The sequence below is a fragment of the Prevotella pallens genome, assembly GCF_900454935.1.
Classification (GTDB): Bacteria; Bacteroidota; Bacteroidia; order Bacteroidales; family Bacteroidaceae; genus Prevotella; species Prevotella pallens.
On record NZ_UGTP01000002.1, the window covers coordinates 270,969 to 294,044 of the forward strand.

Annotated in this window: 21 protein-coding genes; 18 read left to right on the plus strand and 3 right to left on the minus strand. The window is 40.4% G+C overall.

Annotation, left to right across the window (positions count from 1 at the left end; genetic code table 11):
* On the plus strand, positions 1–480 hold the full coding sequence (locus DX009_RS10415; RefSeq protein ID WP_115084030.1) for an RND family efflux transporter: 480 nt from the start codon (positions 1–3) through the stop codon (positions 478–480).
* Here the strand turns inward: DX009_RS10415 and DX009_RS13745 are convergent.
* Positions 473–604 (minus strand): hypothetical protein, encoded by a 132-nt coding sequence (locus tag DX009_RS13745; RefSeq protein ID WP_262510432.1) that lies wholly within the window; start codon positions 602–604, stop codon positions 473–475. The two genes, DX009_RS10415 and DX009_RS13745, sit on opposite strands and share 8 nt — an antisense overlap.
* A gap of 564 nt (positions 605–1,168) precedes the next feature.
* Here DX009_RS13745 and DX009_RS10420 point away from each other — a divergent pair.
* Positions 1,169–2,362 (plus strand): CobW family GTP-binding protein, encoded by a 1,194-nt coding sequence (locus tag DX009_RS10420; protein ID WP_115084031.1) that lies wholly within the window; start codon positions 1,169–1,171, stop codon positions 2,360–2,362.
* Between the two features lie 10 nt (positions 2,363–2,372).
* The gene (locus tag DX009_RS10425) at positions 2,373–3,053 is read left to right on the plus strand and encodes a peptidylprolyl isomerase (protein WP_115084032.1); all 681 of its coding nucleotides are present in this window, start codon (positions 2,373–2,375) and stop codon (positions 3,051–3,053) included.
* A gap of 588 nt (positions 3,054–3,641) precedes the next feature.
* On the opposite strand, the gene DX009_RS10430 is transcribed toward DX009_RS10425, so the two are convergent.
* Both DX009_RS10430 and DX009_RS10435 read right to left on the minus strand, forming a co-directional pair.
* Complete coding sequence (locus DX009_RS10430; protein WP_040595930.1) at positions 3,642–4,238, minus strand: OmpH/Skp family outer membrane protein; 597 nt, start codon at positions 4,236–4,238, stop codon at positions 3,642–3,644.
* 59 nt (positions 4,239–4,297) lie between these two features.
* Positions 4,298–4,492, minus strand: a complete 195-nt coding sequence (locus tag DX009_RS10435) for a hypothetical protein (protein WP_174262618.1) — start codon at positions 4,490–4,492, stop codon at positions 4,298–4,300.
* A 77-nt stretch (positions 4,493–4,569) separates the two neighbouring features.
* Between DX009_RS10435 and DX009_RS10440 the strand changes: the two genes are divergently transcribed.
* The 15 genes from DX009_RS10440 (at position 4,570) to DX009_RS10515 (ending at position 22,998) form a co-directional block, all read left to right on the plus strand.
* Positions 4,570–6,021 carry an aminoacyl-histidine dipeptidase gene (locus tag DX009_RS10440; RefSeq protein WP_115084033.1) on the plus strand — a complete coding sequence of 484 codons (1,452 nt, stop codon included), beginning with the start codon at positions 4,570–4,572 and terminating at the stop codon, positions 6,019–6,021.
* Between the two features lie 220 nt (positions 6,022–6,241).
* Entirely contained in the window at positions 6,242–6,841 is a 600-nt protein-coding gene (locus DX009_RS10445) for a porin family protein (protein WP_006046432.1), read from the plus strand.
* A gap of 379 nt (positions 6,842–7,220) precedes the next feature.
* Positions 7,221–7,958, plus strand: coding sequence for a nucleotidyltransferase family protein (locus DX009_RS10450; protein ID WP_115084034.1), 738 nt, complete (start codon positions 7,221–7,223; stop codon positions 7,956–7,958).
* Entirely contained in the window at positions 7,946–8,734 is a 789-nt protein-coding gene (locus DX009_RS10455; RefSeq protein ID WP_115084035.1) for a hypothetical protein, read from the plus strand. The genes DX009_RS10450 and DX009_RS10455 overlap by 13 nt, the downstream gene beginning before the upstream one ends.
* Before the next feature lie 47 nt (positions 8,735–8,781).
* Positions 8,782–9,738: a CDP-alcohol phosphatidyltransferase family protein gene (locus DX009_RS10460; RefSeq protein ID WP_115084036.1), complete on the plus strand. Its 957-nt coding sequence runs from the start codon at positions 8,782–8,784 to the stop codon at positions 9,736–9,738.
* 6 nt (positions 9,739–9,744) lie between these two features.
* Complete coding sequence (locus DX009_RS10465; RefSeq protein WP_115084037.1) at positions 9,745–10,446, plus strand: HAD family hydrolase; 702 nt, start codon at positions 9,745–9,747, stop codon at positions 10,444–10,446.
* Positions 10,447–10,718: 272 nt separating this feature from the next.
* Entirely contained in the window at positions 10,719–12,026 is a 1,308-nt protein-coding gene (locus tag DX009_RS10470; RefSeq protein WP_115084038.1) for an inositol-3-phosphate synthase, read from the plus strand.
* Positions 12,010–14,592: a DUF5686 family protein gene (locus tag DX009_RS10475; RefSeq protein WP_115084039.1), complete on the plus strand. Its 2,583-nt coding sequence runs from the start codon at positions 12,010–12,012 to the stop codon at positions 14,590–14,592. The genes DX009_RS10470 and DX009_RS10475 overlap by 17 nt, the downstream gene beginning before the upstream one ends.
* Positions 14,593–15,466: 874 nt before the next feature.
* Positions 15,467–16,105, plus strand: a complete 639-nt coding sequence (locus tag DX009_RS10480; protein WP_115084040.1) for a DUF4827 domain-containing protein — start codon at positions 15,467–15,469, stop codon at positions 16,103–16,105.
* A gap of 67 nt (positions 16,106–16,172) precedes the next feature.
* The gene (glmM, locus tag DX009_RS10485; RefSeq protein WP_006046442.1) at positions 16,173–17,564 is read left to right on the plus strand and encodes a phosphoglucosamine mutase; all 1,392 of its coding nucleotides are present in this window, start codon (positions 16,173–16,175) and stop codon (positions 17,562–17,564) included.
* A gap of 11 nt (positions 17,565–17,575) precedes the next feature.
* Complete coding sequence (gene yihA / locus DX009_RS10490; protein ID WP_115084041.1) at positions 17,576–18,190, plus strand: ribosome biogenesis GTP-binding protein YihA/YsxC; 615 nt, start codon at positions 17,576–17,578, stop codon at positions 18,188–18,190.
* Positions 18,191–18,193: 3 nt separating this feature from the next.
* The gene (locus tag DX009_RS10495) at positions 18,194–19,975 is read left to right on the plus strand and encodes an ABC-F family ATP-binding cassette domain-containing protein (RefSeq protein WP_115084042.1); all 1,782 of its coding nucleotides are present in this window, start codon (positions 18,194–18,196) and stop codon (positions 19,973–19,975) included.
* A gap of 81 nt (positions 19,976–20,056) precedes the next feature.
* Positions 20,057–20,479, plus strand: coding sequence for a DoxX family protein (locus tag DX009_RS10500; protein ID WP_115084043.1), 423 nt, complete (start codon positions 20,057–20,059; stop codon positions 20,477–20,479).
* Positions 20,480–21,219: 740 nt separating this feature from the next.
* Entirely contained in the window at positions 21,220–21,498 is a 279-nt protein-coding gene (locus DX009_RS10510; protein WP_181792356.1) for a hypothetical protein, read from the plus strand.
* 90 nt (positions 21,499–21,588) lie between these two features.
* Complete coding sequence (locus DX009_RS10515; protein WP_245944635.1) at positions 21,589–22,998, plus strand: leucine-rich repeat domain-containing protein; 1,410 nt, start codon at positions 21,589–21,591, stop codon at positions 22,996–22,998.
* The last annotated feature ends 78 nt before the right edge of the window (positions 22,999–23,076 follow it).

The window sequence follows — 23,076 nt, forward strand, 5'->3', positions numbered from 1 at the left end:
ATGGCAGACAGCAAGATAGAACTCCGCAGCGAGAAAGTAAGACATATCATTGGCGAAATACCATCAGGAATAGTGCGCTATGGCATCACCATCATCACCATTGTTATATTAGTACTGTTAGTAGGTGCATATTTTATACCTTATCCCGAAACCATCAGTGCAAGAATTGAGATGACCGACAGGCAACAAGGCACAGTAGATATTCCTTATAAATACGTGAATACTGTAAAAAAAGGAAAGAACGTCAGCATTGAGTTGGAGGGATACGATACAGAAATGTATGGTGCAGCCAATGGTACGATAACAGCCACAATGCATACACCCCGACAAACGGCAGCAGGCAACGTGTTCACAGCACAGGTAAAGGTAACGGATTGCAAGTATAAAATTATCGGTGGAATGACAGGCACAGCATCTATACTTGTTAGCAACGAAAGCGTGTTGCAGAGGATTCTCCAGAGAATAACAAATATCATGTGATTTTCTTTTTAATCGTAATGAATAGATAAACAATATATCCAAATGGAGTTACTGCAAGTGCAATAATTTCGTACACACTCCAACGTAAATCCGATTCATCGTGCCCGTATATATCTGTTATCATTTCTGTGGGTGGTTGTCATCATTTTGTGGGTATGTATTCATTGTATGTGAGTGTTTTGTATATGCGGGCGCGATAAATCGGTCCCCTACAGCTACTGACGGATTGGAATAATGCGTGGCGAACACACACCATTAGGCGAACGGATTGCAAATATGCGTGGGGAAATGAATGGCGATAAATAATATGCAGAAAAAACTTAGGAAAAACAGTCAGATATTCGTTGTTTTTGTTTTAGATATCTGTCGCACTTGTTTTAGATATCTGTCGCACTCGTTTTAGATATCTGTCAGTTGCGAATTAGATATCTGTAAAATCAGAAACTTTATAGTGCTATGTTATAACGGCTAAAAACCGCTTTTTGGTTTGCTTTGGTTAGCTTCCACACAGAGGCGTTTATGCACTAAAAGGCAACTAACACCGAAGAAAGCAAAACTACAGAGAGCGTATAAAGAAAATAAAACACAGAAATGCAAGCAAAAAACCACCAATGTAGCACAATTATAATATAATTATTGTACCTTTGTATAGTAGAAACATCATAATAAAACATACATTATATAATATATGAAACAGAACGAAACGCCCGTCTTACTGCTTACAGGGTATCTTGGAAGCGGGAAAACAACACTCGTAAACAAAATTCTTAGTAACAATAAAGGCATAAAGTTCGCTGTTATTGTAAACGATATTGGCGAAGTGAATATAGATGCCGACCTCATAGAAAAAGGCGGTGTGGTAGACCAACAAGACGATTCGTTGGTGGCATTGCAGAATGGTTGCATCTGCTGCACGCTAAAAATGGATTTGGTGAAACAGCTTAGCGACATTGTTAAACAAAACCGTTTCGACTACATTGTGATAGAGGCAAGTGGCATTTGCGAGCCTGCACCAATAGCACAAACCATCTGCGCTTATCCGCAAGTATATCCCGACCTTGCTAAAGATGGGCGTGCGGTGCTTAGAAACATTGTTACCGTTGTTGATGCACGGCGTATGTGCGATGAGTTTTCTGCTGGAAACGACCTTCTAAAGAAAAATTTAGAAGAGGACGATATAGAGAATTTGCTGATACAGCAGATAGAATTTTGCAACATTGTACTGCTAAACAAGGTAGACGATGTATCGGCTGAAGAACTAAATAAGGTGCGAAAAATAGTAAGAGCACTGCAACCAAAGGCAGAAATGATTGAATGCAACTACGGAGATGTAGATTTTGAACGCATTTTAGGTGCAAACGACTTCGATTTCGATAAAGTAGCAACCTCCGCTTCGTGGATTGCCGCCATTGAAAACGATGACGATGAACACGAACATGGGCACGAACGCCATCATCACCATCATCACGACCACCACCATGACCACCTTGAGAACGAAGAAAGTGGAGAGGCTTTGGAATACAATATAGACACTTTTGTTTACTATGCTCGTAAGCCAATGGACTTAAACTTTTTCGACGACTTTGTTGCACGTAAGTGGCACAAAAGCATTATACGGTGTAAAGGGTTGTGCTATTTCGACAACGAAAAAGACACCTGCTATGTTTTCGAACAGGCTGGTAAGCAAGTTACCCTGCGCAATGCCGGACAATGGTATGCCACAATGCCAGCCTTTGAGCTTCGTGAGTTTCTTGAGAAAAATCCGAAACTAAAGAAAGACTGGGAAGAGCCTTATGGAGACCGTATGCAAAAGCTTGTATTCATTGGTCAGAATATGGATAAAGAGGCAATAAAAGCCGAATTGGACAAATGCCTGAAATAAGCGAAGAAATATGAAGAGAACTATTTTTATTTGCTTGCTCTGCCTTGTTGCAGTTCTGGCACAAGCACAAAGCGAGCCTCAGCACGAAGTGGAACTTGTTACAGATAGTGGAACAATAGTGCTTGCATTATATAACGACACTCCTAAGCATCGCGACAACTTTCTGAAACAAGTGCGTTCTGGTGCCTACAATGGGGTGCTATTTCATCGTGTTATTAAAGACTTTATGGTGCAAACAGGCGATTTAGCTTCGAAAACAGCAAAGCCAGGGCAACAGCTTGGCGATACGCCAGAAGCATATAGCATACCTGCCGAAATTTGTTTTCCTAAGCACTACCATAAACGAGGCGCACTGGCAGCCGCACGCGAGGGCGATAACGTTAATCCCGAAAGAGCATCATCGTCTACACAGTTTTACATTGTTTGGGGACAAAAGTTTACCGACAAGCAGTTGGAATGGGCGCAAAGCAGAATAGACAAATATACCAACGGACAGGCAAAACTAACTCCCGAACTTTGCGAAGTGTATAAAACGCAAGGTGGCACACCTCATCTCGATGGTTCGTACACTGTTTTCGGCGAAGTTATTGACGGTTTAAACGTTATTGAGAAAATACAAAAAACAACAACCGATAGCAACGATAGACCCGTAAACGATATACGCATTATTAGCGCAAGAGTAATAAAATAAAAGCATTTTAAAGCAAATAGGGCATTACATCATAATATGTATAGTTCGTATTGCGATGATATTGTTTGCTAACATCTTTTATATTCTTATAGGCAGATTGTGTGTCCGTGCAACTTTACGTAGCCCGCTACACTTGCATTACCCAGACAGGCAATCTGCACGATAATAAAACAAAATATGTTTAGCTTTAACAACCGATTTGGGTTGAAAGCATAGAGCTCTTAAGAATACTATTCTCGTAGCAACTCTATGCTTATTTCGTGTTTTACAAACACTACTATTGCTACGTTTTTTTACAACTATAAAAGAACAAAAAAACTTATAACCGCTAAGAATATCTAACCACTCTGAAGTTTCAGAAACACTTGTTTGCTACACCAAACAAATGCTATTGTAAATCCAGTAATATGTTTTTGCACAACAGTTTGTGTGTTTTGCATAAAAAAAGGACGTGTCAATCGCGACACATCCTTCGTTATTAACCTCAAATCTTTGTCTGTATGTTCATTGTTATACTCAAATAACAATGTTCTTTCTTCTGTATCACTACAGAAAAAAAGTCACTAAAATGAAAATAAAAATAATATTCTATTTCTTCAATCCTGTGTATGCTTTGTTCATTCCTTGCAACACATCACTTGTAATATTGCAAGCATCGTCGGCATAAAGAATGTTATCGCCACTCTTAGCAAGTATCATAACATACTTTTTATCTTTATTATAAGTCTTCAGATAGTTGTGTACACTGTCTGAAAGAGCCTTATTATATTTTGCAACCTCTTTCTGATACTCAGCTCCTAAACGTTGTTGCAAAGCCTCAGCGTCGGCAGCTTGCTTCTGAATACCAGCCTGAATTTGCTGTGCCTGTGCTTGTGTAAACTTGTTAGCCTGCACATTTTGTTGGAAGTTAGCCGCAGCTTGTTGCAAAGCTTGTTGCTTTCCGGCAAGAGTTTTCTGTATATTCTTCTCTTTTGCTTCGAGTATTTTTGTAACTTCTTTCCAATATTTGTATTGTCCCATAATAGAGTCGATCTCTACATAGGCTATTTGTTGCGAACCTGCAGTGGCTGTTGTAGCTGCTGTTTTTGGTGTTTCCTTTGTGTCGTTAGCTTGTGGTTGCTTGTTACAAGACATTATACCGCATGCCATTATTACGACTGCCAATGCACTTAAAGTACTTTTCATTTTTATGTTTTTATTAATATTCATTCGTTATAATCAATGGGTGTGTTCTGCCATATTTCTTAATAAGCCTTGTTAGAGGCACGTGCCTCGCGGTCTTGATCAATAACACAATGTATTCCTTTTTCGCGCATATATTTATTATCGTGTATATGTTGCGATTGGAAGTTAGCACCTTTTTTTAATAGCACTCTTACCGAAAGCAATAGCATTGCAATAGCAATTATTAACACACTCAACAGTAAAGTTTCAACCATTTTACTTATCTTTGCATCTAATATTTCTGGCAAAGGTAGCACAAATCAAGAATATAACAAAACAAATACTATTAAAAATGACAAACAGTGAATTAAAACCAGCTCGTGTATTCGAGCAGTTCGCAAAAATTAATCAGATTCCTCGTCCTTCTAAACATGAGGAAAAGATGATAGAGTTTCTTGTGGAGTTTGGCAAAAACCACAATTTGGATACAAAAGTAGATAAGACTGGCAACGTGCTTATTACTAAACCTGCAACGAAAGGTATGGAAAACGCACCCACCATTATATTGCAAAGCCATATAGATATGGTTTGCGACAAGCTTGTAGACTTAGATTTCGATTTCCACAAAGATGCCATTCAAACCTATATAGATGGTGAATGGCTAAAAGCAAAAGGCACTACGCTGGGTGCCGATGATGGTATTGGTGTGGCATACGAATTAGCTATACTCGATTCTGACGATATTGAACACGGAAAAATAGAGTGTCTCTTCACAGTAGATGAAGAAACAGGACTTACTGGTGCTTTTGGTTTAGAGCCTAATTGGCTTACTGGCGAATACCTTATTAATTTGGATTCGGAAGACGAAGGACAAATTTTCGTTAGCTGTGCTGGTGGTGTTACTACCGATTGTGTGTTTAATTTTAAACGCGAGAGTGCACCGTCTGGCTACTTCTTTATGGAAGTTAGTGTTAAGGGATTGATTGGCGGACACTCTGGAGACGACATTAACAAGAAGCGCGCAAATGCCATTAAGCTCATTGGACGCTTTCTCTACATGGAGCAAAGCAAGATAGATGTGCGCCTTGCTGCATGGAATTCGGGCAAATTAGATAATGCCATTCCACGCGATGGCAAGGCTGTTTTTGCTGTTCCTGCTGATAAGAAAGAGGAAGTTATGGCAGACTGGAACGTGTTTACAAAGGGTGTTGAAGAAGAGTATCACGTGTCTGACCCTAACGCTGTATGGGGAATGGAAAGCACAGAGGCGCGTCCAGTAATTGAGAAAGATGTTGCTCGCCGGCTTATCATGGCTGTGCAGGCTGTAGATAACGGTCCGCTCACCAACTGTCAGGACGAAGCCATTGCTTACATGGTTGAAACTTCTAGCAATATTGCTGTTGTAAAAACAGACGAAAACACTATTACCGTTATTGCATCGCAACGTTCTAACGTGCCAAGTGCGCTCATAAACATGGGCAACACTGTTAAGGCTTGTTTCGAAATGGCAGGTGCCGAAGTAACGCAACACGACCCTTATCCCGGTTGGAAAATGAATCCGGACTCTAAACTTGTTGATGTAGCGGTAGAAGAGTATAAAAAACTATTTGGCAAAGAGCCTAAAGTGCTTGGTATCCATGCTGGTTTGGAATGCGGACTGATATCTGAGAAGTATCCTAACGTAGATATGATGAGCGTTGGACCTACGCTTCGTTTCGTACATACACCCGACGAACGTTTGCTAATACCTACAGCGCAAATGGTTTGGGACCATCTTCTCGCAATACTAAAAAATATTAGATAATAGGCACTCTCCTCTAAGAAAACACATAATTACACGCCTGTTTGCTCGCAAAGAGTAGACAGGCGATTTTGTTTGCCACAAACAAAAAGAAATTGTTCTTTATCAATTTTTATCATTTATATTTCTTTTTTCTAATAAAATATTTGAGTGCAAACAGAAAAAAGGTGTACATTTGCAACCAGAAAAGATAATTTATAAACAAACAAAATACTAGAAAGAAATGAAAAAGATTATTTTATCGGCAGCTATAATGCTTGCTTCTGTTGGTGCTTATGCACAACACGCAGTTGGTTCAATTAATCTACAACCAAAAATTGGTGTTAATATTGCTAACGTAACAGAAACTAAAGACACCGACCCACGTGTAGGTTTGGCAGCTGGTTTAGAGGCTGAATATCAGGTTTCAGACATCTTCTCTCTTTCTGCAGGTGCAATCTACTCTATGCAAGGTACTAAACGCGATTGGGAAAATGCAGGTGCAAAATACACTGCTACTACCAAATTAGACTACATTAACGTGCCTATTCTTGCTAACGTATACGTTACTAAAGGTTTAGCTGTTAAACTAGGTGTACAACCAGGTTTTAAAGTTAATGCAAAATACGACACAAAAGCAACTGCTCTCGGTTTAGCTGTTAAGACTTCTTCTGAGCCAGATGTTAAGAGCGTAGACTTCTCTATTCCTGTTGGCATCTCTTACGAGTATGCAAACTTCCAACTCGATGCACGCTACAACTGGGGTCTAACTAAGATTTACAAGCACGGAGACGACAAAAACTCTGTATTCCAAATTACATTGGGCTACAAGTTCGACCTATAAACACTGCAACGTTGTGCCAAACACACATTGGCACTCGAAAACAAACACATATAAAAGACTGGCACTATGCATAGTGCTGGTCTTTTTTTTTAGATATCTGTGAGCTTCCTTTCAGATATCTAAGAGCTTCCTTTCAGATATCTGAGAGCTTCCTTTTAGATATCTAAGAATATTCTTTTAGATATCAGTGCACATTCGCCCACGCATAGTTGCACCACAACCTTGCTATAAAACACACACTGCACAAACCACAATGTAGAAAATCTTACTATTATTATAGCAAAAAAACTGATATTCAGTTTTCGTTTTCCATTTAAAAGACGTATCTTTGTGTTTCCAATAAAACAATAATAATACCCATTGTGTAGAGAAACAAGCTATGAAGTACGCCATTATTGCAGCCGGAAACGGTTCAAGACTTGCTAAAGAGGGCATAACAGTGCCAAAGCCATTGGTACAAATCAATGGCGAAACCCTTATAGACCGCCTCATACGGGTGTTCTGCAACAACAATGCAACCGAAATAGTGGTGGTTTGCAACGAAGAAATGACCGACGTAGCAACGCACCTCGCCCACATACAGCAACACAAACTGAAAGACAAGAACACCACATTGCGCTTTATAGCAAAATCGACACCCAGTTCTATGCACAGCTTTGAAGCCATTAGTAAATGGCTAACACACGAGCCTTTTGTGCTAACAACGGTAGACACCATTTTCAACGAAAACGAATTTAAAACATACATAGACGCTTTTACAAAAGCCATTGAAAACGGCGTACAAGCATACATGGGCGTAACACCATTCGTTGACGACGAAAAACCTCTCTATGTAGGCACCGACAACAACCTGAATATTACAGGATTTTACGACCAAAACATTCACAACTGTTCCTACATATCGGGAGGCATATACGGACTACACCCCAAAACACTACAAACCTTACACCACTGCATAGAACAAAACAATAGCAGAATGAGAAACTTTCAGCGCGCACTAATTGCCGATGGATACAAAACAATAGCACACGTGTTTACAAAAGTACTCGACATTGACCACGCTGCCGACATAGAAAAAGCAGAAATATTTTTAAACAACACCACATGCAAACCATAGCAATACAACGCGATACACGCTTCTCGCCCCATTCGGTAGAAAAAGACTACGACATTCTGGCTGCCGTAGCACAACCATTGAATGCAAAAATAATTGCCGAAAACAACCTTAAAGCACACCATTTAGCAGAAGCAAACATTATATTGAATATGGGACGACTGCCACACACATTGCAAATGATAGAAAAATATGCAGCACAAAAATGTGTGGTGAACCCAACAAACGGCATACGCAACTGCCAACGTAGCCTTATTACAAAGCTAATGCGCAATGCCAACATACCCATTCCACCACAAGAGGGCAACAAAGGCTATTGGTTAAAACGTGGCGACGAGGCTGCACAGTCGGAAAACGACATTATATATTGTGCCAACAAAAAACAACTGCAACAGGCAAAAACAGCTTTTAGCAAACGAGGCATAACAAACACTGTGGTACAAGCACACGTAGAGGGCGATTTAGTGAAGTTCTATGGCGTAAACAACACCCACTTCTTTCGCTACTACTACCCCACCGACGACGGTATAACCAAATTTGCCGACGAACAACACAACGGCACCGCACACCACTTTCCATTCCAATGGAAAGCACTGGAAGCCACAGCCAACCACATTGCCACACTTGCCAACACACCAGTGTACGGAGGCGACGCCATTGTAACAGCAGAAGGAACATTCTACATTATTGATTTTAACGATTGGCCCAGCTTCTCGCGCTGCAAAAACGAGGCAGCAAAAGCCATTAACCTATATGTTGCAATGCAACTGAAAATATAAAAACAAAACATTCAGACAACACTCTTACACAGCAACAAATTGCAAAAATGAACATAGAAAACAAAAAATTTGGCGAGCTATTAAAAGCTTCTATGAAATCGGACGACACCGAAGAGTGGCTCGACATACACTTTACACGCCCCATAGGTTTGGCTTTCGCCCTACTATGGCATCGTTTAGGCGTAACACCCAACACCATAACACTTCTGTCAATAGTGTTGGGCATAGCAGCAGGAGCAATGTTCTACTTTCAAAATCTGTACTATAATATAATAGGTGTAATACTCTTGATATTAGCAAACCTCTGCGATTCAACCGATGGGCAACTCGCCCGACTCACCAACCAGCGGTCTATGAAAGGACGATGCTTAGACGGTTTTGCAGGCGACACATGGTTCGTTGCTATCTATCTTGCCATCTCGCTACGACTCTGGCACCAAACAATGCCGGGAACAGCCGAACAATGGGGCCCACTCGCATTAGCATTAGCAGCCATAGCCGGCATAGTTTGTCATTCGCAACAAAGCTCACTGGCAGACTACTATAGGCAAATTCATCTCTATTTCTTAAAAGGCAAAGCAGGGTCAGAACTGGATAGCTATGCAGCAGAACATGCCATTGTAGAAAGCCTAAAAGGAAAGAAAGGCAGATTCTGGGACAAAGCATTTCACAACAACTACCAAAACTATTGTAAAAGTCAGGAGCGACGCACACCCGAATTTCAGAAACTACAACACAAACTAACCGAACGATACGGTCAGAACGTAGAAAACATACCAGTCGAATGGAAAGAACAGTTCCTAAAAGGTAGCCGCCCGCTTATGCCACTCACCAACTTCTTAACGTTCAACTCGCGCGCAATCATTATATACATCACAGTTCTGGCAAACTGTCCATGGGTTTACCTCATTATAGAAATAGTTGTTTACACCGCAGTTTATATGTATATGCACAAACAACACGAAGAACTTTGTAAAACAATGTACCAACAATTAAACACCTAACACACTATGATAGAAGGATATATATTCGACTATGGTGGTACCATAGACACCGCTGGCTGCCATTGGGGCATAAAAATATGGCACACATATCAGCAACTTAAACTACCCATAACCGAACAACAATATCGTAAAGCCTACGTCTATGCAGAACAAACGTTAGGCAAAACACCCATAATTCAGCCCAATTTCACATTCCGCCGCACATTAGAAGAGAAAATAAAACTACAGTTCCAATATCTGCAACGACAAGGAATAATTGCAGAAACAGGCTTCGCATTTGCTAAAAACTACACAAACATAGTAGAAAAAATATACGCAGACACTGCAGAAACCACACAACAAAGCAAGAAAGAACTATTGAAACTTAGAAATAAATATCCACTCGTACTGGTAAGCAACTTCTATGGAAACATATCAGTAGTGTTACAAGAATTCAACTTAGACGGAATCTTCAGCAAAATAATAGAAAGCGCAGTGGTAAAAATACGCAAACCCAATCCACGCATCTATCAACTGGGCATAGAAGCACTACAATTGCCTGCACAAAATGTAGTAGTTGTAGGCGATAGCTACGAAAAAGATATTGTACCAGCCCACACCATCGGTTGCAAAACTGTATGGATAAAAGGAGAAAGCTGGCAAAACAACGAACCAGAACAAGGCGTGGCAGACCGCATAATAACAAGTTTGAAAGAACTAAATACATAAAGAAACATAAAAGGAAATATAATATTAAGCAGGTATTCATAAGCAATTACCAATATAGTAAAGCCAAATGCTCAGTGAGTGTTCCAATAGCAAAAAAAGAAAACAACACACAGCACCACCCACAAAAGATGGCAAAACAGCAGAAAAGAGGCAGAAAAATATTAGTAAACACCAAAAAGAACAACAATAGCCAAACACATACACGCTATTTTTGAATACCTACTTGCAATAAAAAGTCTATATAACCGTTTAATATTTAAAACCAATAAATAATGAAACAAGGAAAAGTTGCACCCGCAGAAGGTAAATTAGGAATTATGGTTGTGGGGTGTGGAGCCGTTGCAACTACTTTTATGACAGGAGTTCTAATGGCACGCAAAGGCTTAGCAAAGCCTATTGGAGCAATGACACAATACGACAAAATTCGTGTTGGAAAAGGAAACAACAAGAAATATCTACACTACAAAGACATTGTACCTATTGCCGATATGAATGATATCGTTTTCGGCACATGGGACGTATATCCACAAAACGCTTATCAAGCTGCCGTTTACGCCGAAGTTCTAAAGGCAAAAGACATTGAGCCTGTACGCAGCGAGCTAGAAGCTATAAAACCATTTAAAGCTGCCTTCGATAAGAACTATGCAAAACGCATAGACGGCGACAATGTGAAGAAAAACCTTACACGCTGGCAAATGGTAGAGGAACTACGCAAAGATATAAGAAACTTCAAACAGGAAAAAGAAGTGAGCCGCGTAGTGGTACTATGGGCTGCATCTACAGAGATATATGTGCCATACGAAGAAGACTACCACAGCACGTTAGAGAAGTTAGAAACAGCAATGAAAGCCGACGATTGCGAACACATTGCACCATCAATGTGTTATGCACATGCAGCACTAACAGAAGGCTGTCCATTTATAATGGGAGCACCAAACACCACTGTAGATATTCCGGCAATGTGGCAATTGGCTGAGAAAACACGTATGCCAATTGCAGGAAAGGACTTTAAAACTGGGCAGACACTCGTTAAATCGGGATTCGCACCCATCATAAAAACACGCTCGTTAGGTCTCAACGGCTGGTTTTCAACAAATATTCTGGGCAATAGAGACGGACTCGTGCTCGACGAACCTGCTAACTTCCGTACAAAAGAGGTAAGCAAACTGTCTACATTAGAAACCATCTGCAAAGCCGATGAACAACCAGACTTGTATGGAAACATATATCACAAAGTACGAATAAACTACTATCCGCCACGCAACGACGACAAAGAAGGCTGGGACAACATAGACATCTTTGGGTGGATGGGCTATCCAATGCAAATTAAAATAAACTTCCTCTGCCGCGACTCTATACTCGCAGCACCGCTATTGTTAGACCTCGCGCTACTAAGCGACCTTGCTGCACGAGACGGACGCTATGGTATTCAACGCTTCTTAAGCTTCTACCTAAAAAGTCCAATGCACGATTTTACACGCGGAGAAGAGGCTGTAAACAACCTATTTGAGCAATATACAATGCTCAAGAATGCAATCCGCGAAATGGGCGGCTACGAAGCTGATGAAGAAATTGACTAACATAACACAAAAAATACGAGTAGCAAGAATAGCGTTCTTGCTACTCGGACTATTCATTGGGATAACAACTACAATGGCGCAAGAACTGCATTGCACCGTGATTGACGCTCAAACACAAGACACTATTGCGTATGCAAATGCCACATATAGAAGTCTAAAAATTACAACGGCTGCTAATCAGCACGGCATTTTTAACATTGCAAGGCACAACGGAGAACTACTCGAAATTACATCGGTGGGATATAAACCACGCAAAATTAAAATCACAGAGAAAACTCCAGACAATGTTCTCATAACATTAATATCGTCGTCGAAACAACTGGAAGGCGTTGTTATAAAAGCCAAACGACGACACCGCTACTCCAGAAAAGATAATCCGGCTGTAGAACTTATGCGAAGGGTTATAGCGGCTAAGCACAAAACAAACTTAAACAACCACGACTTCTATCAATACGATAAGTATCAGAAGGTTACAATGGCATTAAACAACATTACGCAGGCACAATTAGAAGTAGGAATGTTTAAGAATGCACCGTGGCTAAGAGAGCAAGTGGAGATGTGCCCCTACAATAACAAAATGATTCTACCTATATCGGTAGACGAAACCGTTACGCAACACATATACAGAAAGAATCCTAAAGACGAAAAAGATATAATAAAAGGACAAAGCACAAAGGGTATTTCGCAACTCATTCAAACTGGTGATGCCATTAATACGGTTGTGAAAGACTTGTTTAAGGATATTGACTTGTACGACGACCAAATTGATTTGCTACAAGCACGATTTCCATCGCCAATTGGTTCGGCTGCCATTTCGTTCTACCATTTCTACATAGACGATACATTAAAAGTGGACAACGATGAGTGCATTCGACTACAGTTTATGCCTGCAAACCCACAAGACTTTGGATTCAGAGGCGAGTTATATGTGCTAAACGATAGCTCCTTACACGTTAGAAAGTGCGATATGCAACTACCAGCAGGAACTGGTGTAAACTTTGTTGCGGCTATGAAGTTTAAACAAGAATATAGTAAACTGCCTGAAAGTGGCGAGTGGGTGCTTACAAAAGATGATATGATGGCTGAATTGGAGTTGGTTAGCATGCTACGACAGATACTTGTAGTGCGCACAACCAGTCTGCAAAACTATTCGTTTAACACTATCGACCCACAGCTATTCAAGGGGAAAGCAAAGAAAACTTACGACCCTAACGCAAAAATGCGCAACAATGAGTTTTGGGCACAGCACCGTAGTACCACACTAAGCAAAAGCGAACAAAACATGGGCAACTTTATTAAACGCATGGGACAAACAAAGGGCTTTAAAACCGTGATGTTTGCAGTGAAAGTTTTTGCAGAGAACTTTATAGAAACTGGCTCAGATAAAACACCAAGCAAAATAGATATTGGTCCGATAAATACATTTCTATCCAAAAACTACATCGATGGTATTCGGTTAAGAGCGGCAGCACGAACTACGGCTAACCTTAGTCCGCACTGGTTCGCTGAGGGATATTATGCCTACGGAACAAAATCTAAGAATCATTATTATGGCTCTAAGCTAACATACTCGTTTAATAAACCTGAGTATCAACCCACTGAGTTCCCTATTCGTACACTATATATTGAATCGGGAAGAGACTTAGAGTCGCCTTCAGATAAATATTTGGTGCACAACAAAGACAATATTTTTATGGCGTTCCGACCGGTTAAGGTTGAAAAACTTTACTTATATAACAGGCAAAAGGTGGGCTTTAAATGGGAAACAGACTATGGGCTGGCTACACAGTTAGAACTAAGTACCGAAAGTAATAAACCAATGGGTAAACTGGTTTACGAACGTATGAATGGTTCGCTGGTCTACAAAGTGCGCACAACAGCGTTCACCATTGGTCTCGACTACCGACCCGGACAAACTTACATAAACTCTAAACAGCAACGATTCGAGGTTAATGCAGATGCACCAAAGTTCACACTAACGCACACCTTCGGCATAAAAAATATGCTGGGCGGAGAGTTTAACTACAACTTAACCGAACTTTCTGCATATAAACGTATATGGTTTGGAAGCTGGGGAAAATTAGACGTTCGCATAAAAGCAGGCGCACAGTGGAACAAAGTGCCTTACTATCTGCTAATTATGCCACCTGTTAATACATCGTTCTTCGAACATCAGGGGTCGTTCAACCTTATGGAAAATATGGAATTTCTTAACGACCGATATGCACAATTCAACCTTGCGTGGGATTTGGAAGGAAAAATATTCAACCGCCTCCCACTTATTAAACGACTAAAGTGGCGCGAATATATTGCATTTAAAGGAATGTGGGGGCATCTCACCGATAAGAATAACCCATTGTTGCCACAGAATGCTGCCGACACAAAGCTGTATAAGTTTCCAGAAGGCACCAACGTTATGAACAAAAATCCTTACTTGGAACTTGTAATTGGTGTACACAACATATTTAAAATGTTCGAGGTTGATTACGTCCGACGTCTTACCTATACTAACTTACCGGGCATTTCTAAACATGGAATTCGCTTCGGGTTCAACTTAGTTTTCTAAAATAATAATGCCAACACCCTCACGCACACAGCGTGGGGGTTTCTCATTGTGTGTAACACCTGCTCATAGACACACCGTGAGGCGTAGGGGCAGATTTATCGCGCCCACATTCCAATTATAACCAATGCAAACACGCAACATTTGTTCGTGGAATTACGTGGATACGGGCACGATGAATCGGATTCCAACGGTGGGAAAATATAACGCCATTTCGTGGAATTGCGTGGATACGGGCACGATGAATCGGATTCCAACGGTGGGAAAATATAACGCCATTTCGTGGAATTGCGTGGATACGGGCACGATGAATCGGTCCCCTACGCCTGACGGAATGAACGTGGACAAATGCAACCATCATTAAACAGATTTGGTGGAATGAACGCTGACAAATGGTGCATTGAAAAATATTAGAAACTATCGTTAAATATCAACCACTTACGTTTTAGATATCTGTAACGTGCGTTTTAGACGTCTGAAACGATTGCCACAGACGTCTGTGAATTGCGGTTTAGATATCACAAAAAACTACAGCCTTTATGCCCCTATTGCGCAATGCATAAAATGCAACAATCCAAATAACGCATATACCTTTTTTTATGCTGCAATATATTGTTCTATGCACTCTTATAAACTGCTGACCAACAATATGTTTCTAAAAAAATGGTAACGTCTGAATAGAATTTCCTACAATTGTATCCCCTCCTCTCCAAATATTTTAAATGTCCGAAGCATAACGACTCTTTTTGTAACACAACACAAACGAAACAAAACCGAATTACAATATTTTATATATTTTATGGCATCACTTTACACGTGTTTTTGTTTTATTTTGCTACCTTTGCAATCAATATATAAGGAAACAGAAATATAGCAAATGAAGAAGATTATCTTTCTACTTGCCATCGTGTTAGGTGCAATTGCCATTACATCGTGTAGCGATAACGACTCTTACGACAAACAATTGAAACGCGAACGCAAGTCTATAAATAAGTTTATAGTAAAACATGGAATAAACGTTATATCGGAAGCCCAGTTCGAAAAGCAAGGCAACAAAACCGATGTAAGCAAAAACCAGTATGTTCTTTTAAACAATTCGGGCGTGTATATGCAAATTGTTAACGAAGGAACAGGCGAAAAACTAAAAAACGGCGAAACAGCAACCGTGCTCTGTAGGTTCGACGAAACCAACGTGCAAGGCGATACGTTGATGCTATCTAACAGAAACTTGCGATGGGACGGTATAGTAGACAAAATGTTAGTTACGCGAACCAGTGGAACGTTTACAGCCTCGTTCGACAAATCTTCGAGCCTTATGGCACTAACATATAAAAGCGAATCGGTGCCAAAAGGTTGGTTAGTGCCACTACCTTACATAAAACTGGGTCGCATAACAAGCGCTACCGACCAGTTAGCACACGTGCGCTTAATTGTTCCATCGGCACAAGGACAAAGCTTTGCAAGCAAAGAGGTGCTTGCATGTGCATACGACATAACTTTCCAAAGAGGAGTGTAACAACAAAAAAACAACAAACACGCCACGACTACACACACGTTGTCGTGGCTTTAAACTTATATAGAATATGACACTAATAAAGTCTATTTCAGGAATACGTGGTACCATAGGCGGACCAACGGGTAACACTTTAAATCCACTTGACATTGTAAAATTCACATCGGCTTACGCTACTTACATTGCAAGTAAGCAACCAGGAAAAAAGCTAAAAATAGTTGTTGGACGCGACGCACGCATCTCTGGCGAAATGGTAAAAAATGTAGTATGTGGCACACTTATGGGTATTGGAGCCGACGTTGTGAACATTGGCTTGGCAACCACACCAACCACCGAACTGGCTGTGCGCATGGAAGGCGCCGACGGAGGCATTATAATTACAGCTTCGCACAACCCACGCCAATGGAATGCACTGAAATTGCTGAACAACGAGGGCGAATTTCTAACAGCAGCAGACGGAGCAGCCGTTTTGGATATTGCAGAAAAAGAAAACTTTAACTATGCCGATGTAGACCAATTGGGTAGCTACAAAGAAGACAACTCGTTTGACCAACGACACATAGATGCCGTAAAAGCATTAGAATTGGCAGACTTAGACGCTATTAAGAAACGCAAATTTCGTGTTTGTGTAGACACTATAAACTCCGTGGGAGGTGTTATTCTGCCTAAATTGCTACAGCAAATTGGAGTGGAATATACACTACTAAACGGCAATCCAACAGGCGATTTCGCTCACAACCCTGAACCAATAGAGAAAAATCTGGGCGGTATTATGGCAGAAATAAAGAAGGGCGGATACGACCTTGGTATTGTTGTAGACCCCGATGTGGACCGTCTGGCTTTCATACGTGAAGACGGTGTTATGTACGGCGAAGAATATACACTGGTAAGTGTGGCAGACTACATTCTAGACCATGTAAAAGGAAACACCGTTAGCAACCTATCATCAACACGAGCACTACGCGATGTTACCGAAAAACATGGCGGAAAATACTACGCTGCCGCTGTTGGCGAAGTGAATGTTACTACAAAAATGAAAGAAGTGGGAGCTGTTATTGGTGGCGAAGGCAATGGCGGTGTAATATATCCGGAAAGCCATTACGGACGCGATGCACTGGTAGGAATAGTGCTCTTCCTTAGCTCGTTGGCACAAAAAGGCATCACAGCAAGCCAATTGCGTAAAACCTATCCAGAATACTTCATTGCAAAAAACCGCATAGACCTTACACCTGAAACCAACGTAGATGCTATATTGGAGAAGGTGAAACAACTTTATGGAAACGAAAAAGACGTACAAGTAACCGACATTGATGGCGTTAAGCTCGATTTCCCCACTGCATGGGTGCACCTTCGCAAGTCGAACACCGAACCCATTATACGTGTCTACAGCGAAGCCGGCACTATGGAAGAGGCAGACGCTTTGGGCAAAAAACTTATGCAGGTAGTGTACGATATGCAATAAAACTCGTTAATATGATAATAAAATCTTCAGAATTCACGCTGTCGTCGCCTTCTATAACGAAGTGCCCGGTTGATACAAAAAACGAATATGCATTTATAGGACGGTCGAATGTGGGTAAATCGAGCCTGATAAATATGCTTTGCAACCATAAAGGACTAGCTAAAACATCGGCTAAGCCCGGTAAAACATTGCTAATAAACCACTTTATAATTAATAAAGAATGGTATATAGTAGACCTTCCCGGCTACGGCTATGCAAAGAATTCGAAGACTGTGCGCAACAAACTCGAACAGATGATTGCGCAATACATATTGCAACGCAAGCAGCTCGTGAACGTATTCGTGCTTATCGACATACGCCACGAGCAGCAAAAAATAGATCGTGAGTTCGTAGACTGGTTGGGGCAAAGCAATATACCTTTCTCTATAGTGTTTACAAAAGCCGACAAACTATCGGTGGGAAAGGCTAAAGCCAACGCCGAAGCATGGATAAAACAGTTGGAGGACACGTGGGAAACTACACCGCCATACTTTATTACATCGGCAGAAAAGAAAAGTGGTAAAGAAGAATTGCTAAACTATATAGAAGCCATAAACGCTTCTATTGATAAAGATACTGCCAAATAAGCTATGGCACAAATTCCTTATTTAGACGTTCAAAAACTATCTAAGCGTTTCGGAGCGCAAACACTGTTCAACGAAATTTCTTTCTCTATTGCAGAAGGACAACATGTTGGACTAATTGCGAAAAACGGAACAGGAAAGTCTACCCTACTCTCTATTCTCACAGGAAAAGAAGGCTACGAATCGGGAGCCATCATTTATAGAAACAACTTGCGTGTGAGCTGTTTGGAACAAAGTCCTGCATTCAATCCGGAAGAATCAGTACTTGATGCGTGTTTCAATCACAAGGGCGATCCCGACAAGGTGCTAAAGGCAAAACAAATTCTTACCACACTAAAAATAACTAATCTGAACCAACCAATGGGACAGCTTAGTGGCGGACAGCAAAAGCGGGTTGCACTGGCTAACGTGCTGATATTGGAACCCGATTTGCTGATTCTTGACGAACCTACCAACCACCTCGACCTGGAAATGATTGTTTGGTTAGAAGGCTTTTTAGCAAGAGGAAACAAAACGCTACTAATGGTTACACACGACAGATACTTTCTGGACAATGTGTGTAACATTATTCTCGAACTCGACAACCAAACCATCTATACATATAGGGGAAACTATTCGTTTTATTTAGAAAAACGACAAGAGCGAATTGCCAACACACGGGCAGAAATTGCACGGGCTAACAACTTATACAGAACAGAATTAGAATGGATGCGAAGGCAACCGCAAGCACGCGGACACAAGGCACGCTACCGTGAAGAGGCTTTCTACGAACTGCAAACAAAGGCTCTACAACGAATAGAAGAACGACAAGTAAGGCTAAAGGCTTCTAACGTTTATATTGGTAGCAAAATTTTTGAATGCCAATATGTCTCAAAAGCGTTCGACGAAAAGGTAATTCTAAAAGACTTCTACTACAACTTCGCACGCTTCGAAAAAATGGGAATAGTGGGAAACAACGGCACCGGAAAGTCTACTTTCATTAAAATGTTACTTGGAATTGTAAAGCCCGACAATGGTAAATTCGACATAGGAGAAACTGTAAAGTTTGGCTACTTTTCGCAAGAAGGACTGAAATTCAAAGAAGAACAAAAGGTGATAGACATTATTACCGATATTGCCGATTATATTGACCTGGGAGGCGGACGACACATGACGGCATCGCAATTCTTGAACTACTTTCTGTTTACACCCGAAATGCAACACAACTATGTGGCTAAACTGTCGGGAGGAGAAAAACGAAAGCTATATTTGTGTACCGTATTAATGCGAAACCCTAACTTCTTAATTCTTGATGAGCCTACTAACGACCTTGATATACAAACACTTCAAATTCTTGAGGAATATCTGCAAGACTTTCCTGGCTGTGTTATAATTGTATCGCACGACCGCTATTTCATGGATAAGGTTGTAGACCATCTGCTTATTTTTAAAGGTAACGGACAAATACAAGACTTCCCCGGCAACTATACGCAATATAGGGAATACGAAACTTTAAAAAGCAAAGATACCATAGATGACAACAAAACTAAAGAAAAGAAAACCACAACACAGCGCAACTATCACAACGATACGCGCAAACGAATGAGCTATAAAGAAAAACGAGAATATGAAATGCTTGCAAACGAAATTGAAAAACTAAACAACGAGATTGCAAAAATGGAACAACAACTGTGCTCTGGCTCGCTCGCAGTAGAACAACTTACCCAAATTAGCATTAGTTTGCCAAAAAAGAAAGACGAATTAGACGAAAAAGAAATGCGCTGGTTAGAACTTTCTGAATTAGAATAAACAACACATACACACACCACACACACCTATTCTGTATATATATAAATAAGGTGTAGAATGTAAAATAAAAAAAACTGAATTATGATATTTAACAACAACTTTATGCGCAGCAACAACTTTGGTTTGCTGCTTCTTAGACTTAATGTTGGCGGACTAATGCTGTTTCACGGAATAGCAAAAGCAATGGGAGGATACACATTTATAGAGAAAATGCTCGAAAACATCGGTCTCCCATCATTCATAGCATGGTTCTCCGTAGCAGCCGAACTTATAGGCTCTATAATGATAGTGTTAGGCATCTGGACACGCGCAGCAGCAACCATAATGGTAGGAAACATGGTGGTTGCCATATTAATGGCTCACGCAACACATATATTTAGCATAGACGCAACCACTGGCGGCTGGGCAATAGAACTACCCATGCTCTACCTCTTAGGGGCGGCAACTCTATGTTTCACAGGCGCAGGCAAATTTGCCATAACCAAAGGAGGAATACTCGACTAAGCAACACTTTGTTTTCGCAATGCCAAAAACGTAAAAAAATGCACACCTAAAATTGCAAACACATTGCCGTTTTACGCATTGCGAACACAACAAACAAAAATAAAACAAACCACACCAGATAAAGATAGCAAACAAAAAAACAGAAATAATTGTACCAACAAAAAAAGAAAACCAACGTAACAATATACATTCTAATAAAACCAAACGCACAGAAACACATTGCTAATAAGCAATTTACAATAGCAAACAACACAACATAGCACAGCACAAAAGCCTCTCCATTCAGCAACCCAATAAACACCTTTAGAACACCACAAAACCGAACCATAAAAACAGCAATTTGCTATGACGTCTAAAACAATTGCGAGAGACGTCTAAAACAATCGTTACAGATATCTAAAACAATTGCAAGAGACGTCTAAAACACAATCGACACAAAAAAACAATAAAACACAAAAAACACAACGCCCACCCCACCATATAAACCATAAATAGAAATTATGACGTTACATTTGGCTGGTTAAGTCTACAGAAAATTCACCATAAAAAGAAATTCTCAAAAAAAACAGAAAATATTTGCAATTGTAAAAATATTTATGCAAATTTGCGACAAGAAGTCTTAAATTGACAGACGTAGCAAAGCATATAGTCGGTAAATATATCATCACAAAGCCATAGTTACAGAAAGGAGGACACATTGATTATGGTACCTATTTTTTTACCCTTAAAACACAACAGTTATGAAAAAGACCTACTTTTTTTTAACTCTCGTCTTTGGCTTTACCTGCATTTTAAATATACAGGCACAGAGTTTTGAAACGGATATTACAAAGGTTTTGTCGCAAGACGAAACAGTATTATCGTTCAACAAAAATGAGGCAAATAACATTTCTGGTATCTTCGCAAGTGGAAGCATAAAGTTCACCTCGCCCAATGGAAATGTTAGAATATTGGCGGCAGATCAGTATGGATATGAGAAACTCGTTTATGAATCATTTCCCTCCTATTTATTATATTAATCATAAATTCAATAAATTATGAAATCAAGACTTTACTCAATGCTATTGTTGCTGATATGCACAATAACAGCCTAAGCGCAGGAATATCACGTGGAAACTCCAGGTACGTTGCAAGAAGTGATAGGACCGGGAGCCGAAGAACTCACCCGTATTCGTGTAACGGGAACACTTAACGACAAAGACATCGCCTTCCTTCACTACCTGTGTTGGCCTGGTGTTCCAAAGCCTACAGGAATGAAAGTTGAGAAGTTTTTGAAAATAATGCAGGAAAAAGAAGATGACTTCAAAACGAACCTACGTCATCTGGATTTGGAGGAGGCACACATGGTAAACGATGCTCTGCCTGACTATGCTTTTTCAGGAAGTTACATCAAAGACTATAAGTTGCCCAAAACGCTCAAGAAAATAGGCAAGAATACCTTTGACTATAATGTACTTCTTAAAGAATTGATTATTCCCGAAAGCGTGGAAGAGATAGGAAGAAGTTTGCTTTTATTCAGCATAGAAGTTGAAAAAGTGAGACTTCCGGACAATCTTGAAGTAATGAATGATATGTTATGTGCAGAATGCTGGAAACTCAAAGAGGTGAATATCCCTTCCAAAGTTAGAGAAATATATGGTGGCATTTTTGATGGCTGCCCCCAAGCCCCTGCCTCTATTGCCATTTTACCTGAAACAGTTGAAATCTTGGATGGCGCGGCATATTATGGGATTAGAACGATTGAAGAAGTGGTAGTACCCAAGAATGTGAGAGTGTTAAGGGGTGCTTTCGACGGTATGGGAGGATTGCGCAAGGCAACAATTCTTACCGATAAATTAACCGAGATAGGAGATGATACTTTTTATTGGTGTGAAAATTTGGAAGAAGTGAATATTCCGGACGAAATCACACGAATTGGCAAAAGAGCTTTTTTTTGGAACCTTAAACTTCATAAGATAGAAATTCCCTCCTCTGTCACACGCATCGAAGAAAATGCCTTTGACAGTGCACCTTTGGATTCCATTGACATTCCGGCAGGTGTGACCTTTATTGGCAGGAATGCGTTTTGGAACAATCGCAATCTGAAAAAAGTTTATTCCCGTCCGATTACTCCTCCTAAAACAAATGAACCTACTGCTATTTCTCCATATTTACCATTCGAAGATTGTAATGAAGAGTTGGTAACTCTCTATGTTCCGAAAGGCTCAGCCGATGCCTATCGTGCATCCGAGGTCTTCGCAGGGTTCAAGGAGATTGTTGAGTTGGAGGCTTGGCAATGGCCTACTTCCATCAGTACGCCAACCATACCGACCGATGCATACAAAGTGTACGGAAAGGATGGCACATTGCATATCGAGACAACAGGCGGTGCCCATGACCCTGAATTCGTAAATGTATATAATATCAATGGACAGGTTGTTTGGAAGGGACAAGTGTCTAAACGTATGGAAGTTCCTTTACCACAAGGAGTATATGTTGTGAAGATAGGAAAAAGAAACTACAAGGTTTCATTAACCTGAGCCTTATCGGCTTCATATATGGCTCTATATTGTATATGTATATTTGATGATTTGTGTGAGTTTAAACCAGAAAGTTCT

Coding starts and splice junctions, on each gene's coding strand:
- DX009_RS10415 (WP_115084030.1), top strand. CDS start 1: ATGGCAGACAGCAAGATAGAACTCCGCAGCGAGAAAGTAAGACATATC.
- DX009_RS13745 (WP_262510432.1), bottom strand. CDS start 604: ATGATAACAGATATATACGGGCACGATGAATCGGATTTACGTTGGAGT.
- DX009_RS10420 (WP_115084031.1), top strand. CDS start 1,169: ATGAAACAGAACGAAACGCCCGTCTTACTGCTTACAGGGTATCTTGGA.
- DX009_RS10425 (WP_115084032.1), top strand. CDS start 2,373: ATGAAGAGAACTATTTTTATTTGCTTGCTCTGCCTTGTTGCAGTTCTG.
- DX009_RS10430 (WP_040595930.1), bottom strand. CDS start 4,238: ATGAAAAGTACTTTAAGTGCATTGGCAGTCGTAATAATGGCATGCGGT.
- DX009_RS10435 (WP_174262618.1), bottom strand. CDS start 4,492: ATGGTTGAAACTTTACTGTTGAGTGTGTTAATAATTGCTATTGCAATG.
- DX009_RS10440 (WP_115084033.1), top strand. CDS start 4,570: ATGACAAACAGTGAATTAAAACCAGCTCGTGTATTCGAGCAGTTCGCA.
- DX009_RS10445 (WP_006046432.1), top strand. CDS start 6,242: ATGAAAAAGATTATTTTATCGGCAGCTATAATGCTTGCTTCTGTTGGT.
- DX009_RS10450 (WP_115084034.1), top strand. CDS start 7,221: ATGAAGTACGCCATTATTGCAGCCGGAAACGGTTCAAGACTTGCTAAA.
- DX009_RS10455 (WP_115084035.1), top strand. CDS start 7,946: ATGCAAACCATAGCAATACAACGCGATACACGCTTCTCGCCCCATTCG.
- DX009_RS10460 (WP_115084036.1), top strand. CDS start 8,782: ATGAACATAGAAAACAAAAAATTTGGCGAGCTATTAAAAGCTTCTATG.
- DX009_RS10465 (WP_115084037.1), top strand. CDS start 9,745: ATGATAGAAGGATATATATTCGACTATGGTGGTACCATAGACACCGCT.
- DX009_RS10470 (WP_115084038.1), top strand. CDS start 10,719: ATGAAACAAGGAAAAGTTGCACCCGCAGAAGGTAAATTAGGAATTATG.
- DX009_RS10475 (WP_115084039.1), top strand. CDS start 12,010: ATGAAGAAATTGACTAACATAACACAAAAAATACGAGTAGCAAGAATA.
- DX009_RS10480 (WP_115084040.1), top strand. CDS start 15,467: ATGAAGAAGATTATCTTTCTACTTGCCATCGTGTTAGGTGCAATTGCC.
- glmM (WP_006046442.1), top strand. CDS start 16,173: ATGACACTAATAAAGTCTATTTCAGGAATACGTGGTACCATAGGCGGA.
- yihA (WP_115084041.1), top strand. CDS start 17,576: ATGATAATAAAATCTTCAGAATTCACGCTGTCGTCGCCTTCTATAACG.
- DX009_RS10495 (WP_115084042.1), top strand. CDS start 18,194: ATGGCACAAATTCCTTATTTAGACGTTCAAAAACTATCTAAGCGTTTC.
- DX009_RS10500 (WP_115084043.1), top strand. CDS start 20,057: ATGATATTTAACAACAACTTTATGCGCAGCAACAACTTTGGTTTGCTG.
- DX009_RS10510 (WP_181792356.1), top strand. CDS start 21,220: ATGAAAAAGACCTACTTTTTTTTAACTCTCGTCTTTGGCTTTACCTGC.